Origin of the sequence: Marivita cryptomonadis (assembly GCF_002115725.1) — a bacterium.
Lineage (GTDB): Bacteria > Pseudomonadota > Alphaproteobacteria > Rhodobacterales > Rhodobacteraceae > Marivita > Marivita cryptomonadis.
In genome coordinates this window covers 199309-223403 of the sequence record NZ_JFKD01000006.1, presented here as the reverse complement: position 1 = coordinate 223403, position 24095 = coordinate 199309, and the positions used below count along the sequence as shown (strand labels likewise).

Here is a 24095-nt window from a genome sequence, read left to right as displayed (position 1 = left end):
GGCTCCGCAGGTGGAAACGCCGAGGCCAAACGGCCCCGGCGCAAGTCAGGTCTGAGTCATCGGATCAGGGCCTCAGCCTTCGATCCGCATTCCCAACTCGTCGACCAGTGCCTTGAACACCGTGTACTGACCATTGATGAAGTCGATGGCCTCTTCCGGGTTCATGACATCGATGACCGAGCCCATGGACCCCATGGTTTCGGCGAACTTGGCATCCTGTGCAGCTTCGGTGATCCAGTTGCCCCATTTGGCACTGACATCATCCGGCAGCCCGGCAGGTCCGGCAATCCCGGTCCAACCAACCAACGCGTTCAGGCGCGGCTTGCCCAGGTCGTTCGCGGTGGGTGCATCGAAGCCGACAACCGGCTCTTCGGTGGTGACCATCAGCGCCTTGAGCTGGTTGTTCGCCACGAAATTCGCCAAAGCGGATGTGTTGGTGCAGATAAAGGTCGCGGTACCGTTCAGAACTGCCGTTGCAGCCGCGCCGCCCCCCTGCTGGGGAATGTGCGTGGCCTCGGTCAGCGGGTTTTCGACGCCGAATTCCTTGAGCACCATCGCGCCGGCAAGATGCAGCAACGATCCAACGCCGGACGAGCTGTAGCTCACTCCGCCCTCGGCCACTTTCGCAACCAGATCATCCATCGATTCGATGCCGCTGTCCGGGCGCACCGCGCAGGCCACCGGGTTGATCTCGTAGACGGTGACAAACCGGAAATCGTCCAGCGTGTAGGGCAAGGTCGCCTTCATCGCCGGGTTTACCGAATGCGATCCGACACGTGCGAACAGCATCGTGTAGCCATCTGGCTTGGCGTTCTGCACCGCGACCGATCCAGTCGCACCGCCTGCCCCGGTGACGTTCGCCATGATAAGCGGCTTGCCCGCCGCTGTGCCCAATGCTTCGGCAATGGTACGTGCGGAAATGTCCGTGGCACCACCGGCGCCGTAAGGAATGATCATGTTGATCGGGCGTTCAGGGTATTCCGCCATTGCCGTTCCAGCAATGAGGCCCACCCCGAGCGCCAATGCCGACCCTAGAGTCCGTAGTTTCATAGTCTCCTCCCAAATTGAAATTTTGGCCCTATTGCGAGCTCTTGACTTACGTTAACCTTAAGTAGAGCTTTGACGAAGAAATAAAAAATTACAAGTTCTGTAAGCAAAACGAACACAAACACCTCTATGTCCATCCGATTGCTAAAAACGCTGGTCGCCGTTGCCGACCACAAGACCTTCAGCGCGGCAGCGGATGCGGTGTTCATCACCCATGCAGCCGTCAGTCAGCAGATGCGGACGCTGGAGACCGATCTCGGCATCTCTCTGTTCGACCGCAGCCACCGGACCCCGGAATTGACACCGTTGGGCCGTGCCGTGGTTGCCCGTTCCCGCAAGCTTGTGATGGACTACGACAACCTTGTGCCTTCGGTGCTGGGCGATGACGGGCTGACCGGCGACGTTGTTCTGGGGGCGGTGCCCACGACGCTGATTGGTCTTGCTCCGCTGTCGATGTCGATCCTGCGGGCAAAGTTCCCTGATCTTCGAGTGCGGATCACACCAGCTTTAACGGCCGCCTTGTTGTCGGGCCTCGACCGTGGACATTACGATGTCGCCATTGTCACCAAGCCTGTACTGATGCCACTTGGCCTTGTCTTTCTGGAAATCGCGGAAGAGCCGCTGCACCTGATCACAGGTGCGGAGGTCACTGAAACAAACCCTGCCAAGATCCTCGAAACACAGCCCTTTATCCGCTTCAACCGCGATGCGGTTGTCGGCACGCTGATTGAAACATGGCTGCAGGAAAACGGCATCCGCGTCAGCGAAGCGATGGAGCTTGAAAACCTCGAAGCGATTTCGAGCATGGTGCATGCGAACCTTGGTGTCTCGATTGTCCCACGCCCCTGCGTGACCAGCGCCTACACGATTCCGCTGAACCGGGTCACGCTGGGGCCCAAGCCACCATCCCGGGTTCTGGGTCTGGCCTATCGCAAAGAACACCCCAAACTGCGCGTGATCGAGGAAATCCATGCAGCGCTGTTGCGCGCGGTTGAAGTGCAAGCAGAGGGATCGACACCCTCATTACCGGAGGCGCCATGACGACCACGGCGATCCTTTTCATCACTCTTGGCGCTTTTGCCGGGGGGTTCGTCAACGGATTGGCAGGCACTGGGACCGCGCTTTTCGCGCTGGGTTTCTTCCTTGTGGCGCTGGACCCGATCAGCGCTGTGGCTGTCGTGTCGCTGATGTCCGTGGTCACTGGAATTCAGGGCCTGTGGGTGGTGCGCGAGGCGCTGACCCGCAATGTTCCGCGACTGATGCGCTTTATCATCCCTGGCCTCTTGGGTGTGCCTGTGGGTATCTCACTGCTCAGCTTCATCGACGCGGATACGCTCAAGCTGATTATTGGTGTGCTGTTGCTGGTTTACGGCGGCTTCTTCAGTTTCCGCGCCAACCTGCCCAAATTCGAACGACGCACACCGGTGCTCGATTCCTTGATCGGCCTCAGCGGCGGCGTGTTGGGCGGTATGGCCTCGCTCTCTGGTGCTCTGCCGGTCATCTGGTGTTCGATGCGCCCTTGGCCCAAGGCCGAAACCCGCGCCGTGCTGCAACCCTTCAACATGAGCGTTCTGTTTACCACAACCGTCATGCTGTGGTGGCGTGGCGCATATACCGCGCCCACGGTCACTGCTTTCCTGATCGCCCTGCCCACATCACTGGTGGCTGCACAGATCGGCATTGCGGTTTTCCGGCGCATCTCGGACAACATCTTCAGACGGCTGCTGATCGGGCTGTCCCTGCTTTTGGGGCTGGGCATTCTGATCCGTGCGCTGGTTTGACCTTAACCTGAACCGGAGGACACCACGTGCTGACACTCTACTACGCCAAGGGATCATCCGCCCTCGCTCCACATATCCTGCTGGAGGAGGTCGGTGCAGAATACGCGGTGCACGAGGTGCCGATTGCGAAAGGGGCGAACACGGAACCCGCGTATCTTGAAATCAACCCCAAGGCCCGCGTGCCTGCGCTGATGACGCCCAATGGCGTGATCACCGAAAATCCAGCCATCCTGACCTATATCGCAGCAACTCATCAGCAAGCACATGTGCTGCCAGACACGCCATTCGAGCGCGCCGAGGCCGATGCGCTGTGTGCCTATCTCTGTGCCACCGCGCATGTGGCCTTTGCCCATATGCAACGCGGCGCCCGCTGGGCCGACAGCGCTGAGGCGCATGAGGCAATGAAAGCCAAGGTTGCCAGCAACCTGCGCGATTGCGCTGACGTGGTGGAACACCACCACCTCAAGGGACCGTGGGCCATGGGCGACCGCTACACGTTCTGCGACGCCTACCTGTTCCTGATGCCGCGCTGGATGGAAAAGGCAGGGGTGGACGTGTCAGACTATCCCAAACTGGCCGCACATCACGACGCGATGCTGCACCGCCCGGCGACATTGGCCGTGATGGCGGTGCACGGAATCTAGATCAGGTCACAACCGGAGCCGGCGTGCCGTCGATGATCACATTGACACAGGCCGGCTTGCCCGACGCGATGGCTTGGCGCAGCACAGCAGGCACCTTGGCAAGGTCGGTCACATAGGCTCCAAACCCACCCAGCGCCGTCACCACCTCATCATAGCGCGCACCGCTAAGATCACAGCCATGCACCCTGTCCTCTCCAAATTCGCGGACCTGGATCTGGTGTTCGGCGTTCCAGCGCAGATCATTGCCGATCACCGCCACGAAAGGCAGGTCTTCCCGCACTGCTGTTTCGAACTCGGGCAGATGGAACCCCGCCGTTCCATCCCCCATGAGCGCGACCACCGTCGCCTCGGGGTCTGCCGCGCGGGCCGCCATCGCATAGCAAATCCCGCCACCAATGGCACCGGACACACCGTTGATGATGCGACGCGGCGCCGACACACTGGCCTGCGCCCATTGGCCGAATTCGCCGCCGTCACAAACCAGAACCGGGTTCGGCGCGTCTTGCAGCACCGAGTGAACGGCGGTGCATAAAGCGTTGGATGTCAACGCATCCTCTGCCCTAGCTTCGCTTCGCCGCGTGCGGGCTTCGTGCACCTTGTCCAACCAATCGCCGTCGCGATCTGCGCCGGACCCAAAGGCCAGCCCCCGCGCCACGTCGACCGGATCAGCCTTAACGCTGCGTGTCAGACGTTCCGCGCAATTGCGCCGCGCACGGGACAGCTCCTCTGGATCGGCATGAACCACAGCCCAGCCCGCCTTGGGCGCCGCGGCCCCGAATTGCAGGGTGAAATCCAAGGGCTTGCCCAACAAGAGCACGCGGTCCGCCTCGGCAAACACCTGCGCCACCGCACCCAACGACGGATCGTTCAAGCCGCGCGGGCTTTCCATCATCACCACCGGTGCTCCAGTGGCCAATTCCAGCTTGCCCGCCAATCCCGGTTGCCGGGTTGCATTCAGGGACGGGCCAAAGACCACCATCGGTCGCTGCGCCGCGTCCAGCCAATCGCGCAGTTCTGCGACATTCGTCGGCTCAGGCGGCGAGATTGAGATCGTTGTCGCGGTCTCAGCCGCAGCCAGCACCACATCGGCGGGCAAAGACACATGAACCGGGCCCGGCCGGCCCTGCATCGCCAAGCGCACCGCTTTGTCGATCACCTCGGCCAGGTCAGCGGCACGCGTCACCCGCACCGACCATTTGGTCAGCGACTGGGTCAGCGCAACCTGATCCATCTCCTGAAACGCGCCCTGCCCGTCCTTGCCCACCGGGCTGTCACCACTCAGCAAAAGCACCGGCGTGTCCGACGCCCGCGCCGTCAGAAGCGGCCCCAACGCATTGCCCAGCCCCGCCCCAGCGGTCACCAGCGCAACGCCCAATCCGCGCGACAGCTGCGCATAGCCTTCGGCCATATAGACAGTCGCCGCCTCGTGCCGGGTGTGAAAGAGCCGAATGCCCGCATCAAGGCTCGCATCGAAGAGCGGCATGATCTGGTTGCCCGACAGCGCGAAAATGTCTTTGACCCCATGCGCCGCAAGGGTTTGCATCACCACATCTGCGCCGCGCGTCACGTGTTGGCCTCGGCCACATGCACACGCACGCGGTGGACGGAATTGTTGGCAAAACCTGCCATGTCGAACGGCGCCTCCAGTGGTTGAGTGTTCCCGTTTGCGTCGGTCGCGCGGCAGGCCAGATCGTAGATACCGGGTGATGCATTCCAGTCGATGCGCCACCCCGTCCAGGCGTAAGTGTCAGGACGACCCGTCAACTCGGCCTCGTGCCATGTATCGCCCAACAGCACCTCGACCTTTGTGATCGGCACCCCGCCCCCTGACCATGCGCGCCCTTCCAACGTCACACGTCCTGCCTGCAACCAGCGCTGGCGTGTGACCCAATCAGGTACACCCGGCGGTTTCATCAGCGATTTGACACGGATCGTGGTGATTGGCGTGCCGGGATCGCTGTCGTCCTTGCGCAACCGATAGGTCTGCACCTGCTGGAACCCCTGATAGCGCTCTGTCAGTGCCTCGATCCCGGTCAGCCATTTGACCGACGCCATCCCGTACCACCCCGGCACGATGATCCGCAAAGGCGCGCCGTGTTGCGGCAAAAGCGGGTGTCCGTTCATGCCCCAGACCAGCATCACGTCCAATTCGGCAATCTGATCCGGTGTCAAGCTGCGGCCAAAGCAATGCGGCTGGCCTTTATCGAACCCATAGTCCGCACCAACAAACGCGAAATCCTGCACCCCACTCTGCGGTTTGGCCCGCTCCAAAAGCGGCGCAAGCGGCGTTCCCGTCCATTCCGAGGTGCCCACCGCCTCGTACATCCACGGCATCGAGAAACAGCGCGGGCTAACCCCGGCGCGCCCGTTGCCTGCACATTCCAGCGTCACAGGCCGCGTGACCTGCGGCAGCGCGCGGATGTCGTCCATCGTCAGGGAATAAGGCGCATCGAACGCGCCCGCGAATGACAGCACGTGGTCAGCCTCTGACAACACCGGCACATCGAAATGGTTGAGCAGGTAATGCGTCCCCGTGGGGGTGATCTCCAAACCCAGAGTTTCCAGCAAAGCGCCCGAATTGCGGTTCGCCAGCGCGACTTCCTCGGGCGAGAACACGCCTTCGGTCACCTCCGGGCGCTTGGCCCCCGGCGCAAATGGGTTGTGGATCATATCACCTCGTCCGACCGGTCATCGCTTTCGCCATAGCGCTTGAGCACGGCGGGTTTCGTGCCTTCATACACCCGCGCGATGTTCTGCGCGATCTTGGCATTCTCTCGTTCGAACAGGCAATCGCCATTCATATCCGAGGCCACGATAAACGGCCCCATCTTGCGGCAACGGATGACCCACATCGCCTGCGCAAGGCCCAGTTCCTCGTTCCAATGCACCGCTTCGACGTTTTCGACCCCACGCCCTAATAAGGCACCCGTGCCATAACCAACAGTTGACAGGTACACCGCGCCATTGGGCACGAAGTAGGATTTGTAGTCCTTGGAGGTCATGCCCCCCTTGCCGATGATCAGCTTGGCACCGGTTTTCTCCATCCATTCCGGCAGCCATTTGGCAAAACGGAACGAGGCCGTGGCGGTCACGGCGCCCATATCGAACGACCCATCCGCATTGATCCGCGCCGCTGGGGAGCAATGAAAGTTGGCGGCACTTTCAGACGGCAACTCCATGGGAATGTTCGCCTGTTCTTCCAGCGCCCGCATATAGACGCCTTCGCGCGCCGTATACATCAGGCCGTCAAGGTAGACGATATCGCCCAGCCGCAGCTCTGCAATGGCCTCGGATGTGGGAGTGGTCGACAAACGTATCTCACGCGGTTTCATGGTGTGACCTTTTCTGGCGAATTGGCAACAATATCAGCAGTGTGTTGACCAAGCGTCGGCACAGGATCAAGGCGATCCGGCCCCCAAGGCGCACTGAAGGGCAACGCTGGCGCGCGGACGGTCATGCCTAGCTGCGGCACTTCCAAAGGCAACCATGCACGGCTGGTCTTCATCTGCGGATGGTCCAGCGCCTCGGCCAATGTGCGCACTTTGGCGGCGGGCACATTGGCGGCGGACAGCCTGTCCTCCCAAGTCTGCGCGTCGTCGGTGAGAAAGACCTGTGTCAGCGTGTCGGCGATCCGGATGCTGTCCGTGTGGTCTGCCAATTCGGGCCGACCGATAGCCACGCAAAGTCGCGTGGCCTGCGCCGGCGTATTGGCGGTGATGACAAGTGAGCCCTCGGCGGTGTCGAAACGGCCTGAAAACGGCGTATCTGCAAAGGCGCGGTTGCCTTCGAGCCCTCGCAACTGCCCAGTGGTCTCATGATGGATCGCGTAGGCGCCCATGAAGGTGGTCATTGCGTCCAGCATCGACACGGACAGGCGTTGCGCCTCGCCCGGTTTGCGCGCCTTTTGCAAGAGCGCGGCAAGCAGCGCCGCCACCAGCGCTTGCCCTGCCACGTAATCCACAATAGGCAACCCAACGCGCATCGGACCACTGCCCGGTTCTCCGGTCATCGCCATCAAGCCGCTGATCCCTTGCAAGATGTGATCATAGGCCGGACGGTCGGACAACGGCCCATCAGCACCATACCCATTGAGGCTGGCATAAATGATATCGGGCCGAACACCCCGGATATCGTCGAACCCGACGCCCAGCTTTTCGACGATTCCGGGGCGGAAATTTTCGACCATCACATTGGCAGTCTTTGCCAGTTCCAGAAGTTGCGCGCGTTGGTCGGGGTCTTTGAGGTCCAGAACAATGGATCGCTTGCCACTGTTCTGGCTGAGGAAGGACGCACCCAACCCCGCGTCCTTCATCGCTTGGGTGCCGCCATGACGGCGCACGAAGTCGTCGCTGTTCGGGCGTTCCACCCGGATCACTTCAGCCCCCATCAGGGCCAGTTGACCGGTCGCATATGGCCCCGCCAGAACATGGGTCAGATCAACAATTCGCACACCTGTCAGCGGACCATCACTGCTCATTCCGCAGCCTCTTGCAACGGTTCCCACTCGACGGTCTCGCGTCTTTGGTAGGGGGTGAACCAATCCGGGTCGGTGCGGTGTTCCACCCGTCCGTCGGGATAAATCCGCGCCACCGCACGTCGCGAGGACAGGCAGAACGCGTGCACTGACATAGGCATCCCACCGGTATGGCAGTACCCCACCTCGATGTTGCAGTCGATGACCATGTTCTTGCCGACAAAGCCCATCGCGCCCATGCCGATGGAGTTACCCAGCTCCTTGAACTCGTCCTCCATCGCAGCAATGCGCGGGTCGGAATTCCGGCTGCCCACGGTGCGCAGGACCGACGCGCGCTTGCCCAAGGTCATGCAGATGTCCTTGCTGCCGCCCAGTCCGATCCCGATGATCGCAGGCTGACAGGCCAGACCGCGCTTGCCGAACGCCATGAGGCTGTCGAGGTAGAAGCGCTTGATCCCCTGAATGCCGTCGCTCGGGAACAGCATCCGGTAATCGGTGCCAAACAGCCCGCCCTTGTGCACGGTGATCAGGTCGATCCAGTCGCCCTCGGGCTCGAAACCGTATTCGATCTCGGGCGCACCAATGCCGACATTGTTGTTGTGGTCGGTCCGCCACAAAGGATGCACCCGGTTCGGCCGCAGCGGCACGCCATTGGTGGCACTGGCCGTGGCTCGCCGCAGCGCGGTTTCCAGCGCGCACATGCCGCCTTCTACCTTGGCGTCGTTGCCCAGCTTGACGAACCAGCGCGGCACGCCGGTGTCACCACACATCGCGCGGCGGTCTTCTTTGGCCGCCTCGTAATTGTCGAGCATCGCCTTGAGAACAAAGGACGACAGGTCGCCGTCTTCGGTCCGCGCAGCCTCTTGCAGACCCGTCAGGTAGTCTTCAGGGATCTCAATGGCCGCCTTGTCCATCAAGGTTTCGGCGGTTTTCTGGATCAGATCTATCGGGATCATTGCGCTGCCACCAATGTCTCTGGCTCCCCCTCGGGAAGCACGGTTTCTCCGGGGCGCACGATGGTGAACTGCACATCCTCGCGTCCCACCTCGACCGCGCCATCTACCTGCCGCGCGACGGTGAAGTAGCTGTCCTCCATGGCACCCGGATCAGGGAAATCCTCGCGGTAGTGCGCCCCGCGCGAGTTCTGGCGCGCCAGTGCCGCCTTGGTGATGACCTCGGAAATATCGCAGAGCGACCGCAGGTTCAGCCAGTCGTGCCATGTCAGGTTGAACGCCAGATTGTCGGCGGCAACCCCCACATCGCCCAGCGCGTCCGAGATTTCGGCAATGCGGCCCAAGCCACGCTTCAGCCCGGCCTCGGTGCGCATGACACCCACCTCGTCCCACATCGCCTCTTGCAACTGTTTGCGCAGGGGCAGCACCAATGCGGGATCACGCGTCAAAGGATGACTGGCGCGGGCCAATTCCGCTGCCATCACTGCCTCATCCGGCTCACGCAACGCGCCCATGCTGCGAATATCGGCCCCCATCACGTCACCGGCGATGCCGCCATAAACGGTCGAGTTCGCTACACCGTTTCCACCCAGACGGTTCGACCCATGCGCGCCGCCTGCGTCCTCTCCGGCGACATACAAGCCCTCCATCGCCGTGCGCGTGTCCACATCGACCACAACGCCACCCATGAAGTAGTGCGCTGTCGGCACCACCTCGACCTTGCCCGCAGCCAGATCGAACCCACTGTCGGCACAGCGTTTCACCATGCCCTTGAACTTCTCGCGCACGAAATCCGGCCCAAGATGGGACATCGAGATGAACACACCCTCCTGCTCAGGATTGTTGTTCTTGCGCATCTCGGAATAGATGCCCCGGCTCACCACATCCCGCGTCGCGCGTTCGCCTTTGCCGTCATAGTCGAACATGAACCGTTGGCCCGCGTGGTTCACCAACTGGCCCCCGGCCCCGCGCAAACCTTCCTCAAGCACCGTCCCTGTCATCCGCGTGTGATCGCCCGCAAGCAACCCTGTCGGATGGAACTGTACCATCTCCATATCGCGCAGCGGCAGGCCGACGCGCATCGCCATGGCCAGCCCGTCCATCGTCTTGTCACCGGACGGTGTGTGGTACTTGTACATGGTCGGGCCGCCACCCGTCGCCATGAGAACTGTCTTGGCGCGAACGAAGCGGAACTTGCCCGTACGCATGTCGATCATCAGGACACCCGCCAACGCCGATCCATCCTTGGTGGGGATCAGACCGATGGCGCGGTGTTCCTGCAACTTCTCCACCGGGCGCGAGAGCACCTGCTCCATCAGGCGGTTGATGATTTCGATCCCTGTCAGGTCGCCCTTGTGCACAGTGCGGTCCGCCGTCTGTCCAGCAAAGGCCTTCTGGTGCAGTGATCCATCGGAGTTGCGGTCAAAGAAGCACCCGATCTCGTTCTCCAACTCGCGGATGCGCACCACCGCCTGTTCGCACAACCGCCACGCCATGTCCTGATTGGGCAGCCATTTGCCGCCCTCGATCGTGTCCATAAAGTGCCGCTCAACGCTGTCGCCGCCGCCCAGCGCCACGTTGTAGCCGCCCTGCACCATCCGCGTGCAGCCGCATTTGCCGATCAGACCTTTGACCGCGATGGTCACCTTGGTGCCTTCGGGCGCGGTTTGCATGGCGTGCAGCGCGGCAAACATCCCCGCGCCACCTGTGCCTAGGATCAGGATGTCGGTGTCGTGCCGGTCGATGTCACGTGTGCTGAACATATCAAATCGCCTGCAAAAGGAAGGTTGTAGAGACAAGGAACGACCCGGCCACCGCCGCCGCCGCCCATGTCTTTTGCGGCGCAGACCATGGCAGCCATTCCAGCGCCAAGAGCCGCAGCCCGCCAAAAAGGTGCACCGCCAAAAGGAACACCAGACCGAACTCTGCCATTTTGACCAGCGGCATCTCGGTCAGCGTCAGGAACGCATCAAGCTTGGCCGCGTCGTTGAGCGCATAGGACAGCACCCAGAAATGCAAAGGCAGGAACAGGGCAAGCCCCAGACCCGACAGCCTGTGCAGCAGGTAGGCCAGCCAAAGCGGATGGGCGCGTGCGACCTTCATGCCGTCACCGCCCAGACCGCTTGTGAGCCCAGCGCGAAGAGCCCCAGCCCGATAACAGCCGACAACCAATCGCGCATCCCGCCGCGCAGACCAGCCCATTCGCCAAGAATGGTACGCAGCCCGATGGCCGCATGGATCGACACGGCGACCACGAACATGCCGTAGAACGCGAACCAAAAGACCGACCCTTGCGTGCGACCAAGGATTTCCGCCGCCGACAGCCCGCCTTGGATCGCGTAGATCATGACGCCGATATGAACGATCACGAACGGTGCCATGACCAATGCTGACAGCCTTTGCGCCATGTAGAGGTGAAACTCGCTCATTTGCGCCCCCCGAAAAACCGCTTTGTCGTGGCCCGCTTAAGCCCAAGAATCGCCGACAGCGGGTCCAGCTCGTTCGGGCAATAGGTCGTGCAGGACCCCATCGAATGGCAGGAATGACAGCCACCCGTGCCCGACACGGCATCAAGGATCGCGTCTTTGTTTGCGTCTTTGGCGTCGTTGTACAAAGTCCACGCCCGTTGCAGCGCGGCAGGGCCAAGGTAATCGGGATTGCCCGCCACCGTGTCACAAGCGGAATAGCAGACCGAACAGTTGATACATTCGATCCCGGCGTTCGCCTCCTGCCGCTCCATTGTCACCGGATCAATCGCTTCAATCGCGTCGTCCCGTGTGCGGGTTGGGTGGTGCATTCCTTCGGCAGACACCCATTTGTCAAAAAACGGGTCCATGTCGGCAGCCAGATCCTTGATCACCGGCAAGTTGCGCAGAGGTCCGACTTCGATTGCGTTGCCGTCGAGAACCTTGCTCACATGGGTGCGGCAGGTCCAGCGCGGCACACCGTTGACCATCATTGCGCAGCTGCCGCACATGCCCACACGACAGGCAAAGCGGTAGGTCAGGGTCGGGTCTGCATTCTGTTGAATCCATGACACCACATCCAGAACCGTCTGGTTGTCATAGGCCGGAACCTCAAAGGTCTGGGGCCGCATTGGCGCATCCGGACCACCGCGTTGCACCGTCACAGTCAAGTGGTCTCGCTCTGGCACCTGAGAGCCCGCCTCTTCTTGTTCCCAATGATTGGGGAACAGAATAACGGTCAGCTACGGTAACGAAAAGGCAAATAATTTAATCGTATCTGTAAGCAATGCTTTCTCTTTGCGGGACAGCCGATCTTTTACCAACGAGTAAAAATTTACCTTACCTCAGACGAAATCAACACTCTTGCTGAACGGCATCTCGCGCAGTCGCGTGCCTGTCGCCGCCCAGATCGCCCCCGCCAAAGCAGGCGCGGCAGGGGGCACAGGTGGTTCCCCGATCCCCAAAACGTGGTCGCCGTTTTCCAACCCACGCACAAAGATATTGGGACACTGATACAACCGCATGCCGGGGTTCAGGTCGAAATTCGATTGTTCGGCCACGCCATCCGCATAGGTAATCTCGGAATTCATGGCGTGACCCAGCGCATAGATCACGCCGCCCTGCACGAGGTTCTCGAAATTCACCGGATCGACCACGCGACCCACCTCTGCAGCGACCCAGACATTGTCGATACGGATGCCGCTGCCTGTGTCTGTGACCTCGATCACCTGTGCGCACTGCACGCCAAAGGATTTGGTCAGCGCCACGCCGCGCCCCGTATTGGATCCGACTGTGATGCCACCGACACCGGACCAGCCCGACATCTCGGCCACCGCCTCCAATGTCTGCCGGGCGAGCGGGTCGCTGCACAGGCGCAGACGTTCTTCGAGAGGATCAGCCCCCGCCGCTTCGATCAATTCATCTAAAGCGGCGTTATAGAAGAAACCGTTGGTGGATGCGCCAACCGACCGCCATGAACTGATCGGGGCTAGTTGCTGCGCGCGGTAGCCAGTGACGCGCTGGTGCGGGATGGCAAAGGGCTGCTCCCACGCGCCCGCAACGATCTGGCTGTCCGGTCCGGGCGCGGACTGGTTCTGGCGGCTGAGCTGCGAGGCCATGACCGAGGGCATGGCGATACCCAAATCCAGTGCTTCAACCTGTCCGTTCGCCACCTTACCCTGCATCCGTGCCATTGCGATTTGGCGGGGGAAATCGTGGATCATATCCTCTTCGCGCGAAAGGGTCAGCTTGACCGGCGAACCCTTCATCTGCATCGCGATCTCGGTCGCCTGTTTGACAACTTCGTCCTCAAGACGGTGGCCAAAGCTGCCACCCATCATCAGGGCATGCACGGTGACATTGTCGGCGGGAATACCGGTGATACGGCTGACATTTGCCTGAATGAAGCGCGGGATTTGTGTGCCGGTCCAGACCTCGGCGCGGTCATCTTCAACGCGGACAATGGCGTTGATCGGCTCCAGCGGCGCATGGGCCAGATACGGCGCGCGGTAGTCGGCGGTGAGGATCTCCCCATCGCTGAGGGCGCTATCCACATCGCCATCATTGCGTTTCTGACTGTCCTGCGCGTCGGGGGTGAACGCGGCTTCGAGTGCGGACCAATGGTCGGCTTGGTCGAGCGGGAAGCTTGGGTCTTCCCAAGTGACACTGATCGCCTGCGAGGCGCGGAACGCACGCCACGTGTTATCGGCGACAATGCCAAGGCCGCCCGTGATCGGGACCACAGCCTGCACCCCGCGCATTGCAAGCGCTTCGGACGCGTCATACTCCGCCATGCCGCCCCCCTGTGCGGGGTTCATCAGGACCGTTGCGTGGACCATGCCATCGACCGAAGCGTCGATGCCGTAATCCTGTGTACCGGTGCTTTTCGCCAGCATGTCGATCCGCTGCATCGGCTTGCCGATGTATCGCCATTGCGACGGATCACGCAGGGGAACATCCTGCACGACCTCGGCTCCGTCCAAATCGGCGGCGAGATCGGTGTAGGGGATTTTTTGACCATCTGGTAAAATCACGTTGCCGGAGGCGGTTGTGAGGTCCGCGACTGCCACGCCTTCACGTGCCGCCACCAATACCTTGATCGTCTCGCGCGCCGACGCCCCTGCCAGACGCAGTTTTTCGAACTGGTCCGGCACGCTGGTCGATCCACCGGTGATCTGGAGGCCGATCACCTTCATCACAGAGTTCACCGCACCTTCGGCCATGTCCTGCATCATGCCAGCAGCGGGCACGATGAATTCGGACGCTTCAGACGCCAGAGCGGTGTTCCAGTAGGCGGGGCTGGGTGGGCCGGGATCTGTTTTGATTTGCTCGAGGTCCACATCCAGCTCCTCGGCAATCAGCGCGGCCTGCACGTGGTAGACCCCCTGCCCCGAATCCGCGCGGGGGGTGATGAGGGTGATGCCGTCAGCAGCAATCTTGACGTATGGCGTCAGAACCGCCTCACCGGCATCAGCCGTCAGCGGGTTCTCATGCGGTTTGCGTACCGTGTAGACGCCGAATGCGACACCGCCGACAACGGCAGCAGAGCCAATCAGAAAGGTTCGACGGGCGATGGTTTTCAGGCGTCCCATGATCAGCCCTCCTGCATCAGATTGGCGGCGCGTTTCACAGCGGCACGGATGCGGGGATAGGTGCCGCAGCGGCAGAGATTGCCGGACATGACGTCGTCGATTTCTTGATCGGTCGGTTGCGGATTTTCAGCCAGAAGCGAGGCCGCCTGCATGATCTGGCCGGACTGACAGTAGCCACATTGCGCGACCTGTTCGGTCAGCCACGCCTCTTGCACGGCGTGCAGCGCGTCGGGAGTGCCAAGACCTTCTATGGTGCGGATGTCCGCACCCTCTGCGTCGATCGCCCAAGTCTGGCAAGACCGTACGGCCACGCCGTCGAGATGTACGGTACAGGCCCCGCATTGCGCGATGCCGCAACCGAACTTGGTGCCGGTCAGGCCGAGTTCATCGCGCAAGACCCAGAGAAGTGGCATGTCGTCTTCGACATCGACCTCGTGCAGGGTTCCATTGATCCTGAGTTGCATCGCGGCGTGCTCCATCTGTCGGCGGCTTTCGCCTTAACATAGGATCATCACCGCCAGACGGGAGAGTTGACTTAGGGGAAATCGCGCACAGTTTTGCGAATTGGGGTCGGAGCGGCGGGGCCGCTCCGACAGGTGGGGGGACGCTGTCCCCCCACACCCCCCTGAGGTATTTGAAGCCCAAAGAAACCTATGGGCGTTCCGCGATCAGGCGGCTTTGCTTGACCGGTTGCGGCGGCGGCGATTCCCGTTCGGCTTTGCCGCGGCACCGGCAGGGCGGCCCTGGCCACCTTTGCCACCACGGCCCTGACCGCGTGTTTGCGGCTTGCGGGCAACAGGATCTTTCGGCGCAGACCCACTGGCGACAGGAACGTCAATCTTCATCAGCTTTTCGATCTGGCGCAGCAGATCCGCCTCATCCGGGGCGCAGAAAGCAATCGCTTCGCCTTCGCGGCCCGCACGCGCGGTGCGGCCGATGCGGTGGACATAGTTGTCCGGCACGTCCGGCAGATCGTAGTTGATGACATAGGCCACGCCCGGAATGTCAATCCCGCGCGCTGCCACATCGGTGGCCACCAGCACCTTGATATCGCCGTCACGGAATGCCTTGATAGCGCGGTCGCGCTGGCCCTGGCTCTTGTTGCCGTGGATGGACGCGGCGTTGTAGCCATCAGCCACGAGACCCTTCATCAGCTTTTCAGCACCGTGTTTGGTGCGCGAGAACACAAGTGTGAGCGCATCCATGTCACGCGACAGGATTTCGCGCAGCTTGCCGGGCTTTTCGCCTTTGCCGGACAGGTGATGCACCGATTGGGTGACCTTGTCGGCGGCTTTGCCCGGAGGGGCAACCTGCACGCGTTGCGGGTTGGTGAGGTAGGCTTTGCTCAGATCTTCCATCTGTTTCGGCATCGTGGCCGAGAACAACATGGTCTGGCGCGGCGTGCCGAGTTTCGGCGCGATCCGGCGCAGCGCATGGATAAAGCCCATGTCGAGCATCTGGTCGGCCTCGTCCAGCACAAGATGCTTCACGGTGCGCAGATCGACGGCCTTGCGATCCATCAGGTCGATCAGGCGACCCGGTGTGGCGACAAGGATGTCGGTGCCTTTGAGCAGGTGGTGGATTTGCTTGTTGATGGATTGGCCACCGACAACGACATTCACCTTGAGGTGGGTTTTCTTGGTCAGGGTGCGCAGCGCTTCGGCGATCTGGTTCACCAGTTCGCGGGTCGGCGCGAGGATCAGAGATTTCGCGGTTTTCGCGGCGGGGCGTTCGGGCATATCCATCAGGTGGCTAACGAGCGGGATGCCGAAAGCCATTGTCTTGCCGGTGCCGGTCTGGGCGAGGCCCAGAACGTCGTTGCCCGCCATCGCCAGCGGAATCGCTTTGTCCTGAATCGGGGTTGGAGAGGTGAGGCCTGCGTCTTTGAGAGCGGCGAGAAGAACGGGCTTGAGGCCCAGAGTGTCAAAATCAGACAAAAGGTATCCTTTGCGACCGCATGCGATTGCGCACACGGAGGGTATAGTGCCGCATCATCGCGGCAAACGAGGGTGTCGCAGGACCTTAAGACATCACGGGACCGTCCCGAACCGTCTGGTTCTGCGTCAGGGACCCTGCGTGATGGGGAACTGAATTGCGTATCGCCGGTGCGCCCAAGATGACGGGCGCGGCAAGCTCACGCGGCTGCGCGGCGATGCAGTGCACATGGGGCCTTAGGCGCAGCAAGTCAACCGATAAAGCGGTGCAACACGTAAGCTGCGGCAACAATGTGGATCAAAGTGATCACAACCGACAAGCCATGCAACATCCCAAATCGGCGTTTGTTGCCCGCATCAGTGGCCGCGTTGATGGCGGGCATCAGGATTTGGCGCGTGGGAATAGTGGCAAGCGCAATGGCAGCCATGATCGCGGCACCCAGCGGGTCGGACAGTACGAGGAACACAGCCGACAGCCCTGCCCCACCTATCACGAAGAGATAGAAATGCGGAAAGGCGCGGCGGATGGTCGGGCCAGCGGTCTCGGCCGGGAGGGCGGTAAACAGAAACGCCGCGAAGCCGAAGGAGTAGAGAACCATGCCGCCGAAAAGGAGCGCGGTCGAGAGCAAGGCAAGGGTGATCATATCAGTCTCCTGTCTGGTCGGTCTTCAGGGCCGTGCCCATGTAGATGATCATCGTGCCAGGCACGCGCCCGAAGGTGAAATCTCCGCGGCCATTGATTCCGCGTGGCCCGAGGCCGACCATTTGGCCTACGGCAAATCCGGCCGTTTCCAGTTCGATGCGCAGCTCGGACGGTTTGATGAACATCTCTGGGTCATGGGTGCCCTTGGGCAGCAGCTTGAGCACGTCCTCTGCCATGGTGATTGTGGCCAAGCGCGCAATTGGGTTGCGGTTGATCGTGTCGAACAGGAAACACCCACCCGGACGCAACACGCGCGCCGTTTCCGAGAGCACCTTGGGAAGGCTTTGGACGTGTTCCAGCACATCAACGCAGACCACAGCGTCAAAGCTGGCATCGGCATAGGGCAGCGCCTCGCCCACGCCGACGTCATAGCGGATCGATTTGCCTTCGGCCTGCGCATGGGCGCGGGCTGCGGCAACGGCTTCGGCTGCGGGGTCGATCCCGGTGACCTTTGCGCCTCGATCATCCAGTGCCTCGGCCATGAAGCCGCCCGCACAGCCCAGATCAAGCACATCTTTGCCCGGCCAGTCGAACTGCTTGTCGAACCAGCTCAGACGACCCGGCACCATGTTCTTGAGCGTGCGGACCCAGCGGATGTCGTCTGACCACCAGCGGTCGGCCACATCGTCGTAAATATCAAGGTTGTTGCGCTGGGTTTGCGCCATCTTTCCGCTCCTTGGTGGTGAGTTTCGGGACGACATAGGGCACGTTGGCCCGATAGCGATCAAATGCGACCCCGTAGCGTTGTTCGAACCGTTTTTCCTTGAGCCGCGGGGCAAACAGGCAATAGGCGGTGTAGCTGATCGCGAGGGCCAGCTGGTCGGGCGTCCACACCGGCACCGCCCACAGGGTCAAGGCGAAGGCCACGTAGATCGGTTGGCGGATCAGGCGGAACAGGCCTTGGGTCGGCATGTCCGGGAACACCGGTTTGATTTTTCCCAACAGCGACATCCAGCCCAGCGCACCGGATTGCACCTCTGCGCCCGCGTCGAAGCTGGCTTTGAGCAGCAAGAGCCAAGTTGCGGCGTAAGCGGCGCAGATCAGGACAAATGCCGTCCCTTCGGCGCGATACCAGATGATGCCGCTGGGTGTCCAAAGCAGAAACAGAGCGGCCAGTTGCAGCGAGGCGATGATGGCGTAGGTAGTGGTTGAAAGTGTTGGACCATGCGGGCCGGGGATCAGCCGTGACACGATACCGGTGCCTCGTTTCGAAAGTAGGAACGAGTGCAGAAGCGGGAATTGTACGATCAGTGCGGCATTGGCGAGGATCGCCCACGGCCACGGGACAGTACCGAAGCTTTCGCTCATGCCAAAGAACATGGCGACGATCATCGACAGCACCGCGATGGCAAAGATCAGGTGACAGAACGCACCCATCGTCAGGGCAAGTATGATACGCCCCTTACCCGAAGGCGGGGTCAGCGCGGCTTGGATCAGCGTGATCAGCCGTTTGATGCGGGGATCATTCAAAGTCATGCGGCGCGCAGGATGTCCTCGGCAATGGCGGTGCCGCTTTGCCATGCGTGTTCGATATGGGGGCCAAGACACCAGTCACCACCGGCATAGAGCGTCTCGTCGGAGGACATGACAAAGGGTTGGCCAAGCGGTTGGGTGACCAGCGCATAGCGCCAGCGGTGCGCGGTGGCATAAGCGACGTCGGTCGCATCCAGGGCATGATGCGTCAGGAAGAGGTCGAGCATCAGCGTCGCAATTTCGTCTTTGGTCAGCTCCAGATGAGTTGCGCTCCAAGCGGCGCTGGCCTGCGCGACCCAGCAATTTTGCGTCGAACGGCCCGGTTTGGCGCTGTCATGGGCGATCCATGCAAGAGCGTCGGTTGGGTTGGTCTGTGTATCGGGCGCGTCAATGGAGCGGTTGAGCGCGACCATGAGCGTCAGGCTTGGCACATAGGCCACTTGGTCAAGAGCACAGCTTAGGGCAGTCCCCACCAGTTTGATCGCCTGAGGGACCGGTGCTGTGCAGACGACACGATCGAAGGTCCCAAGCGGTTTGTCTGCGGTCAGCTCCCACCCGGCGTCGGTCTGTGTCACCGATGTGATCTCGGTTTGCTGATGCAGGTCGAGACCGTGGGCGAGGTACTTGGAGAGCGCCGTCATGCCGGGCGTGCCGACCATGTGCCCCTCACTCTCGCCCGTGTGCCACTCAGCAACATGACCCGCACTTCTGGCCGCATTGAGTACGGACCGGAAAGTCGCGTCCTTGGCAGGGATCATCTGTGCGCCATGGTCGAACTGATATCCACCCTCGGCACGACGCGTCGCCATGCGACCGCCGATGCCCCTGCCCTTGTCGAACAAGGTTGGTGCCAAGCCAGCCTTAGACAACCGGGTCGCGCAGGCGAGACCGGACATTCCAGACCCGATGATCGCGATCTTCATTTAGCTCTGCCTCGTCGTCGTTACTTTGTGAGGGAGCTAAAACGAACAGCGCGCCCGTCTAGGGGCGCGCTGTCGCAGAGGTTGGAAAGGATGGATCAGATCGCGAAAGGATCGTCCACGATGCCCACAAGCTGGATCAGGAAGTCACCCCCATCCGCCGCAAGGGCTGCGTTGTAGATCGTGTTGGTTGCTTCGAACGCATCGTTGATCGAACTTTGGTCGCCCCGGATGAAGAGATCCATCACCGAGTCAGCTTCGTTCAAGTCGGAAAGTCCCCGGATCACCGCGAAATAAGTACCGATATCCGTTTTGTCGGCCAAGTATTGGACGTCTCCCAATCGCAGGGCAATCTCCTCTGGTGTCGATCCCTCTGGCGCGGTCACTTTTGCCCCGCGCAGAGCTTCGAGAATGAACTGGTCCCGTGTCACACCACCACCGTCGAGCAAATTCACCCAGAACTCGAGGCCGCCCTGATCAGGGTCCCGACCCAGCACGTTGTTGTAGACCTGCGTTGCGAAATCGAGATTGCTGAGCGTATCGGGATAGGTTTGTTGGGTTTCGCTCTGGCCGAGGAACAACGTTGCAATCGTTTCGAGCGAATACCCATTGGCAAAGGCCGAGCCCCAGAAATTAAGACCCTCAGCGTCAGGCGCGCGGTTGAAGTACGCGATGTAGAGTTCAACAAAGGTGGCGATCTCTTCAGCGCTGAGCGATGCGATCCCTACTTGATCTGCGAGGTTGAAAGCACTGTTGTCGCCGAAGGACAGGGTTTCAATCTCGCTCAACTGATCGGTGCCCTCTGCGCCCGAGCGGTCAATCACGTTGACCCCATCGCGTTCGATCTGGACAGTGTAGCGCGCCTGCGGGCCGCTATAGACCGCTGTGTCGCCCGCCCCGTCGCCACCAAACAAAGTGTCGTCATCCGCACCGCCGGTGAAGCGGTCATTGCCGCCAAAGCCGAACAGGATATCCTGACCCAACCCGCCATCAAAGGTATTGGCCAGATCGTTGAGATAGAACCAATCGCCTTCGGCCGAACCCTCCACATTGCCCTCAAGATTGACAACGAAGGTCGGGGCCGAGTTGCGCGACCCGACAATTAGATCAGTCAGTGCGGATGCGACTCCCGGCAGAATGGTCGTCACTGCGCCGATGATGGTCTGGTACTGCGCCAGTGCCAGCGCTTCGAAAGCGGTCAGGTCGACGTCATCTGACGTGGTCAAGGTGGTGCCGAAGCCCTGCAATGCCTCGAACGCATCAGCAGCCGCAGACTGCGCTGCAGCTTCGGCCTGCGCCAATTCGACCGCGGTGATGCCGTTGCTGAAGAGGCTGTTCACCAGGGTGTTTTGTGAGTTGAAATAAGAGAGCATCGCTTGGCTGGCAGCCTCACCCACGAGGGTCCAAAGCTCCAACAGAGTCCCGCCCGAGAACGCCGCGCCGGGGACAAACCAGCTCCCGGTATCGGGATCAACGGTAAAGGTGGGCGACGTGAAGAGACCGTTGAAATCGTTCCACAACAGGTTCGCCAGATTGGCTTCAGCCTCAGCAAAGGCCAATTGGAAATCGTCTTCCAAAGTACCACCGTCGCCATCAAGACCCTCAACATTGATCAGAAGCGTTTCGCGCGGCACTCCGGACAGTTCTGCGCGGGCTTCGTCAAGGGCGGACGTGATGAAACTATAGTCGCCAGCGGCCCAATCCTGTAAGAATGCGCGGGTTTCGGCATCCAGATCAGCTGTGAACATCGGGTTGCTTAGCAACGCTATGATCTGCGGCTGGTTTGCGCGCAGCGCCTCTTCGGCAAACCCTAGCAAGTCAAGGAATTCACCAACCGTCAATTGTAAAAAGTCTGCGTCGGATGTCGGAAGTGTCAGTCCTCCAAACCCTGCAATGGATGTAAGCGATGCGAAAGTTTCAGCAAGCGCTAGTTCAAATTCGTTTTCCATAAACTCGGCAATGTCCCCAGTGAGTTACGATGCCGAGAACCATCCCGGTTTCGCGGACCAAGTCAATTGAGTCGGTGCGCAAAGTCGTGGATTCCTTACCTCTACGTCAATCGGCACGAGCACTGCTGCGTGTTCTAGGGCATTCGGGCGACTGAGTGATCTGGTGTTTGGCGGGACAGGCGATACACTCCCCGCTGAAACCCGGCAAAAAGTCTGGAGACGATGCAGGAAACCGAATGGAATATGGACTGTTCATAACCACGCTCGGTGCCCTGTTCCTTGCGGGGCTCTTCGCGGATCAGATTGGGCACGCCACGCGGCTGCCCCGGGTCACGATGTTGTTGTTGCTGGGGTTTCTGGTTGGACCGTCCGCTCTTGGCTTGCTGCCGGATATGGCGGTCAACTGGTTCGAGCCGTTGTCCTATATCGCGCTGACGATGGTGGCTTTTCTTCTGGGAGGTGAACTGACCCGCGAAAACCTCACGCAACACGGGCGGGCAATTTTTGCGATCTCGCTGTCGGTGGTTGCAGGCACCACGGTGATCGTAGGGGGTGGACTTGCGCTGATGGGTCTGGACCCCGGATTGGCGCTTTTGCTGGGGGCCATTGCCACGGCAACCGCACCGGCGGCCATTGCCGACGTCATCCACCAATCGGGCATCAAGAACGGGTTTTCCGAAACGCTGAGCGGGATCGTGGCCATCGACGACGTCTGGGGCCTTATGGTGTTCAGCCTGTGCCTTGCGCTGGTGCATCCGTTCGACGGGTGGAGCGAACCGCTGATGGCAGTGGTGATAGATATCGGTGGGGCCATCCTGCTGGGTCTGGTCATCGGACTGCCTGCCGCCTTCCTCACGGGGCGGCTCAAACCCGGTGAACCGATGCTGACCGAAGCGATTGGCGTTGTGTTCATTACGGCAGGTGTGTCGATCTGGCTGGAGGTCTCTTTTCTCGTGGCGGGAATGACCGCGGGTGCGGTGATCGCGAACCTTGCGCAACACCACGAACGCGCGTTTCACGAGATCGAACATATCGAATGGCCGTTCATTCTGTTGTTCTTTCTGCTTGCGGGGGCGTCGCTCGAACTTGACGCGCTGCATGCCTTGGGATGGCTGACGGCGGCGTATGTAGGACTGCGGATCGTCTCACGCCTTGTTGCAGGCGAAATCGGTGCACGACTGGGGCGGGTGCCGCGGGTCGAGCGCCATGCTTACGGTCCTGCCCTTTTGCCACAGGCGGGGGTGGCGGTGGGCATGGCGCTGGTCGCTGCAGAAGCAATCCCGGACTGGGGGCCGACCATCATGACATTGACGGTGGCAGCCACAGTGATCTTCGAGATCATCGGCCCGCCCTGCACCTATTGGGCGCTGCGCTATGTCGAGGCAAAATCGCCGCCCGAACCGTGATGGGCGACGATGTGAGAGTCTACCGCAGCACGCCAAGCGCCTGCATGTCAGTGCCCAGCGGCACACTCAGATCTTCCATGGAATCGTAAAGCAGTTCGAGCATGTAAGGCGGATTGTGCGCATAGTTGCCCGGATCAGCCGTCACCAATTTCCAGTTATAGGCCGCGCGCAGGCTGCGCGGTGTCCACGATGTATACGCCGCGGGACGCCCTTCGCTTTCGTCGATGACACCATCGCCATTCGCATCCGCGAAGAAATAGGGATAGCGGGTTCCGTCATAGATCATCGGGGCGTCGGCCACGTCGTCAGCATACGCTTTGACCATCTCCATCAACGTCGCGGCATTGGCCTGAATGTCCGCGCGAATGCCTTTGTTCGTATCGCCGCTGCCATCATAGCTTTGGCGGGTGATGCGGATCTCTTCGGGTGAGTTCGCCTGATGGCAGGTCAGACAAGGCTCGAACGCGACCTCGAGCGTATGCGGTTCATGGCAGGACACGCAGCTAGACACTGGACGGGCGTGAAAGAAGCGGCCGGAATAGTCCTTGTCGTCATAGTGATAGCCCGATCCACCATAGCCTCCAAGCCACGTGGCAGCGGCAGTGGCGTAATGCGGATTGATAAAGCGCAGCTCAGGATTTGGGGTGTCGATGTCGAGTTCCCCAATCGCCTTGGACACGGTTAGGCCGGCCGTGCGGCCTTGGTGGCAGGTCATGCACGAAGCCTCTACGCCCTGAACTGGATGCAGCAGTCCGCTTGGGAACGCCACCTCCTTGATTTCGGACAGGCCCGCATTGTGACAGGTGCCACAATCAACAACGCCGCCGGTATTGATCGGCCCTTCGACACTGCCCGCGGTTGTTCCGTCAAGTCCGTGGAAATCGCGGAAGCCTTCGCCGGAATGGCAGGTCGCGCAGACTGCGTTGATTTCCTCTTCCCCGTCCCAATGGCTGAACGCCCGCGCCGCAGCATCCGCATGCGCCGACCGAAACCAGTCGGTGATGGACTGATCGTTCTTGATCTCGATATCGGACGGGGTGAACGGCCCGGATTTCGGCAAGGCGAATGGAACGGTGGCCTCAGCCGGGTCGGAATCGACCGCTTGATTCTGACCAGACACCGAATGGGCCTCGATCAGCAGTAAGACACAGGACAAAAGAGCTACGACTGGTAAAGAACTTCTTTGATTTAAAAGCATCGCGACTACTCCGGTGTTTGCGACAACGGGGAATTCACCGACCAGCCTAACACGCA

General features: G+C 60.9%; 23 protein-coding genes. 4 read left to right on the top strand and 19 right to left on the bottom strand.

The genetic code is table 11. The features are described 5' to 3' along the window. Window positions 1–72: 72 nt before the first annotated feature. The gene (locus tag MCRY_RS09060; protein WP_085629168.1) at window positions 73–1050 is read right to left on the bottom strand and encodes a Bug family tripartite tricarboxylate transporter substrate binding protein; all 978 of its coding nucleotides are present in this window, start codon (window positions 1048–1050) and stop codon (window positions 73–75) included. 126 nt (window positions 1051–1176) lie between these two features. Between MCRY_RS09060 and MCRY_RS09055 the strand changes: the two genes are divergently transcribed. From MCRY_RS09055 to MCRY_RS09045, 3 genes are read left to right on the top strand one after another with little or no spacing between them, the layout of a single operon-like run. Further along, complete coding sequence (locus MCRY_RS09055) at window positions 1177–2088, top strand: LysR family transcriptional regulator (RefSeq protein WP_085629167.1); 912 nt, start codon at window positions 1177–1179, stop codon at window positions 2086–2088. Then, complete coding sequence (locus MCRY_RS09050; RefSeq protein ID WP_085629166.1) at window positions 2085–2828, top strand: sulfite exporter TauE/SafE family protein; 744 nt, start codon at window positions 2085–2087, stop codon at window positions 2826–2828. The genes MCRY_RS09055 and MCRY_RS09050 overlap by 4 nt, the downstream gene beginning before the upstream one ends. A gap of 26 nt (window positions 2829–2854) precedes the next feature. Beyond that, window positions 2855–3472 carry a glutathione S-transferase family protein gene (locus MCRY_RS09045; protein ID WP_085629165.1) on the top strand — a complete coding sequence of 206 codons (618 nt, stop codon included), beginning with the start codon at window positions 2855–2857 and terminating at the stop codon, window positions 3470–3472. Window position 3473: 1 nt separating this feature from the next. Here the strand turns inward: MCRY_RS09045 and MCRY_RS09040 are convergent, their stop codons facing one another. The 17 genes from MCRY_RS09040 to MCRY_RS23510 form a co-directional block, all read right to left on the bottom strand. Continuing rightward, a complete protein-coding gene (locus MCRY_RS09040) occupies window positions 3474–5039 on the bottom strand; it encodes a thiamine pyrophosphate-binding protein (protein ID WP_244897899.1) in 1566 nt (521 codons plus the stop codon). Further along, on the bottom strand, window positions 5036–6142 hold the full coding sequence (locus MCRY_RS09035) for a sulfite oxidase (RefSeq protein ID WP_085629164.1): 1107 nt from the start codon (window positions 6140–6142) through the stop codon (window positions 5036–5038). The genes MCRY_RS09040 and MCRY_RS09035 overlap by 4 nt, the downstream gene beginning before the upstream one ends. Next, window positions 6139–6804: a fumarate hydratase C-terminal domain-containing protein gene (locus MCRY_RS09030; protein WP_085629163.1), complete on the bottom strand. Its 666-nt coding sequence runs from the start codon at window positions 6802–6804 to the stop codon at window positions 6139–6141. Before MCRY_RS09030 ends, MCRY_RS09035 begins: the two co-directional genes overlap by 4 nt. Continuing rightward, entirely contained in the window at window positions 6801–7949 is a 1149-nt protein-coding gene (locus tag MCRY_RS09025) for a CaiB/BaiF CoA transferase family protein (protein WP_085629162.1), read from the bottom strand. The genes MCRY_RS09030 and MCRY_RS09025 overlap by 4 nt, the downstream gene beginning before the upstream one ends. Then, on the bottom strand, window positions 7946–8902 hold the full coding sequence (locus MCRY_RS09020; RefSeq protein ID WP_085629161.1) for a fumarate hydratase: 957 nt from the start codon (window positions 8900–8902) through the stop codon (window positions 7946–7948). The genes MCRY_RS09025 and MCRY_RS09020 overlap by 4 nt, the downstream gene beginning before the upstream one ends. Further along, window positions 8899–10662 carry an L-aspartate oxidase gene (locus MCRY_RS09015; protein ID WP_085629160.1) on the bottom strand — a complete coding sequence of 588 codons (1764 nt, stop codon included), beginning with the start codon at window positions 10660–10662 and terminating at the stop codon, window positions 8899–8901. The genes MCRY_RS09020 and MCRY_RS09015 overlap by 4 nt, the downstream gene beginning before the upstream one ends. Window position 10663: 1 nt before the next feature. Continuing rightward, window positions 10664–11002 (bottom strand): succinate dehydrogenase/fumarate reductase transmembrane subunit, encoded by a 339-nt coding sequence (locus tag MCRY_RS09010; RefSeq protein ID WP_085629159.1) that lies wholly within the window; start codon window positions 11000–11002, stop codon window positions 10664–10666. After that, the gene (locus MCRY_RS09005; protein ID WP_085629158.1) at window positions 10999–11328 is read right to left on the bottom strand and encodes a succinate dehydrogenase; all 330 of its coding nucleotides are present in this window, start codon (window positions 11326–11328) and stop codon (window positions 10999–11001) included. The genes MCRY_RS09010 and MCRY_RS09005 overlap by 4 nt, the downstream gene beginning before the upstream one ends. Then, window positions 11325–12035, bottom strand: a complete 711-nt coding sequence (locus MCRY_RS09000) for a succinate dehydrogenase/fumarate reductase iron-sulfur subunit (protein ID WP_275296628.1) — start codon at window positions 12033–12035, stop codon at window positions 11325–11327. The genes MCRY_RS09005 and MCRY_RS09000 overlap by 4 nt, the downstream gene beginning before the upstream one ends. Window positions 12036–12209: 174 nt before the next feature. Beyond that, the gene (locus MCRY_RS08995) at window positions 12210–14456 is read right to left on the bottom strand and encodes a xanthine dehydrogenase family protein molybdopterin-binding subunit (RefSeq protein WP_085629156.1); all 2247 of its coding nucleotides are present in this window, start codon (window positions 14454–14456) and stop codon (window positions 12210–12212) included. Window positions 14457–14458: 2 nt separating this feature from the next. Next, window positions 14459–14920: a (2Fe-2S)-binding protein gene (locus MCRY_RS08990; RefSeq protein ID WP_085629196.1), complete on the bottom strand. Its 462-nt coding sequence runs from the start codon at window positions 14918–14920 to the stop codon at window positions 14459–14461. A 204-nt stretch (window positions 14921–15124) separates the two neighbouring features. Continuing rightward, the gene (locus MCRY_RS08985; RefSeq protein ID WP_085629155.1) at window positions 15125–16393 is read right to left on the bottom strand and encodes a DEAD/DEAH box helicase; all 1269 of its coding nucleotides are present in this window, start codon (window positions 16391–16393) and stop codon (window positions 15125–15127) included. A 248-nt stretch (window positions 16394–16641) separates the two neighbouring features. After that, entirely contained in the window at window positions 16642–17034 is a 393-nt protein-coding gene (locus tag MCRY_RS08980) for a DUF4149 domain-containing protein (RefSeq protein WP_085629154.1), read from the bottom strand. A gap of 1 nt (window position 17035) precedes the next feature. After that, complete coding sequence (gene ubiG, locus MCRY_RS08975; RefSeq protein ID WP_085629153.1) at window positions 17036–17758, bottom strand: bifunctional 2-polyprenyl-6-hydroxyphenol methylase/3-demethylubiquinol 3-O-methyltransferase UbiG; 723 nt, start codon at window positions 17756–17758, stop codon at window positions 17036–17038. Next, complete coding sequence (locus MCRY_RS08970; RefSeq protein ID WP_085629152.1) at window positions 17730–18569, bottom strand: hypothetical protein; 840 nt, start codon at window positions 18567–18569, stop codon at window positions 17730–17732. Before MCRY_RS08970 ends, ubiG begins: the two co-directional genes overlap by 29 nt. Further along, window positions 18566–19489, bottom strand: a complete 924-nt coding sequence (locus MCRY_RS08965) for an NAD(P)/FAD-dependent oxidoreductase (RefSeq protein ID WP_085629151.1) — start codon at window positions 19487–19489, stop codon at window positions 18566–18568. Before MCRY_RS08965 ends, MCRY_RS08970 begins: the two co-directional genes overlap by 4 nt. Before the next feature lie 95 nt (window positions 19490–19584). Continuing rightward, window positions 19585–21435: a DUF4214 domain-containing protein gene (locus MCRY_RS23510; RefSeq protein WP_085629150.1), complete on the bottom strand. Its 1851-nt coding sequence runs from the start codon at window positions 21433–21435 to the stop codon at window positions 19585–19587. A gap of 236 nt (window positions 21436–21671) precedes the next feature. Here MCRY_RS23510 and MCRY_RS08955 point away from each other — a divergent pair, with 236 nt between their 5' ends. After that, window positions 21672–22841 (top strand): cation:proton antiporter, encoded by a 1170-nt coding sequence (locus tag MCRY_RS08955; protein WP_085629149.1) that lies wholly within the window; start codon window positions 21672–21674, stop codon window positions 22839–22841. Window positions 22842–22860: 19 nt separating this feature from the next. Here the strand turns inward: MCRY_RS08955 and MCRY_RS08950 are convergent, their stop codons facing one another. Beyond that, window positions 22861–23961, bottom strand: a complete 1101-nt coding sequence (locus MCRY_RS08950) for a cytochrome c3 family protein (RefSeq protein WP_244897898.1) — start codon at window positions 23959–23961, stop codon at window positions 22861–22863. Between the last annotated feature and the right edge of the window lie 134 nt (window positions 23962–24095).

Coding starts and splice junctions, on each gene's coding strand:
- MCRY_RS08995 (WP_085629156.1), bottom strand. CDS start 14,456: ATGGGACGCCTGAAAACCATCGCCCGTCGAACCTTTCTGATTGGCTCT.
- MCRY_RS08970 (WP_085629152.1), bottom strand. CDS start 18,569: ATGACTTTGAATGATCCCCGCATCAAACGGCTGATCACGCTGATCCAA.
- MCRY_RS09060 (WP_085629168.1), bottom strand. CDS start 1,050: ATGAAACTACGGACTCTAGGGTCGGCATTGGCGCTCGGGGTGGGCCTC.
- MCRY_RS09010 (WP_085629159.1), bottom strand. CDS start 11,002: ATGAAGGTCGCACGCGCCCATCCGCTTTGGCTGGCCTACCTGCTGCAC.
- MCRY_RS09020 (WP_085629161.1), bottom strand. CDS start 8,902: ATGATCCCGATAGATCTGATCCAGAAAACCGCCGAAACCTTGATGGAC.
- MCRY_RS09025 (WP_085629162.1), bottom strand. CDS start 7,949: ATGAGCAGTGATGGTCCGCTGACAGGTGTGCGAATTGTTGATCTGACC.
- MCRY_RS09015 (WP_085629160.1), bottom strand. CDS start 10,662: ATGTTCAGCACACGTGACATCGACCGGCACGACACCGACATCCTGATC.
- MCRY_RS09030 (WP_085629163.1), bottom strand. CDS start 6,804: ATGAAACCGCGTGAGATACGTTTGTCGACCACTCCCACATCCGAGGCC.
- MCRY_RS08955 (WP_085629149.1), top strand. CDS start 21,672: ATGGAATATGGACTGTTCATAACCACGCTCGGTGCCCTGTTCCTTGCG.
- MCRY_RS23510 (WP_085629150.1), bottom strand. CDS start 21,435: ATGGAAAACGAATTTGAACTAGCGCTTGCTGAAACTTTCGCATCGCTT.
- MCRY_RS08990 (WP_085629196.1), bottom strand. CDS start 14,920: ATGCAACTCAGGATCAATGGAACCCTGCACGAGGTCGATGTCGAAGAC.
- MCRY_RS08965 (WP_085629151.1), bottom strand. CDS start 19,489: ATGAAGATCGCGATCATCGGGTCTGGAATGTCCGGTCTCGCCTGCGCG.
- MCRY_RS09055 (WP_085629167.1), top strand. CDS start 1,177: ATGTCCATCCGATTGCTAAAAACGCTGGTCGCCGTTGCCGACCACAAG.
- MCRY_RS08980 (WP_085629154.1), bottom strand. CDS start 17,034: ATGATCACCCTTGCCTTGCTCTCGACCGCGCTCCTTTTCGGCGGCATG.
- ubiG (WP_085629153.1), bottom strand. CDS start 17,758: ATGGCGCAAACCCAGCGCAACAACCTTGATATTTACGACGATGTGGCC.
- MCRY_RS09035 (WP_085629164.1), bottom strand. CDS start 6,142: ATGATCCACAACCCATTTGCGCCGGGGGCCAAGCGCCCGGAGGTGACC.
- MCRY_RS09005 (WP_085629158.1), bottom strand. CDS start 11,328: ATGAGCGAGTTTCACCTCTACATGGCGCAAAGGCTGTCAGCATTGGTC.
- MCRY_RS09050 (WP_085629166.1), top strand. CDS start 2,085: ATGACGACCACGGCGATCCTTTTCATCACTCTTGGCGCTTTTGCCGGG.